The following is a 300-nucleotide window of genomic DNA, read 5'->3' as shown; positions in this document are numbered from 1 at the left end:
TTACAGTATGAGTACCTGCAATTACGTTGATGAAAGTGTTGGATGACTGGTATGAACCGTTGTTCAGTTTGTAAGTGTATGGAGCCGTACCACCCGATGCACCTGCTGTGATGGTGGTAGAACCGCCGTTTACAGTGATGGTACCTGAAGTAACAGTAGAAGTAAGTGCGGTTGGTTCGGTGATCGTAACAGTAGCCATAGAAGTCAAACCTGCTGCGTCGGTTACCGTAAAATTGTGTGTACCTGCACCTTTGGTGAAAGTACCTGTACCGGTATAGGGTGCAGTACCGCCTGTAGCCG

The 300-nt window shown here is 48.0% G+C and carries 1 protein-coding gene; it reads right to left on the bottom strand.

What is annotated here, in order from left to right:
* Positions 1-300 (bottom strand): hypothetical protein (locus tag EGI32_RS10935; protein WP_255155419.1); only part of this gene is annotated, 300 nt, incomplete at both ends.

This window comes from Ferruginibacter sp. HRS2-29, from assembly GCF_024343615.1.
Lineage (GTDB): Bacteria > Bacteroidota > Bacteroidia > Chitinophagales > Chitinophagaceae > Ferruginibacter.
Note: the sequence above shows the minus strand (reverse complement) of the source record. Positions and strands in the feature narration are given on the sequence as shown.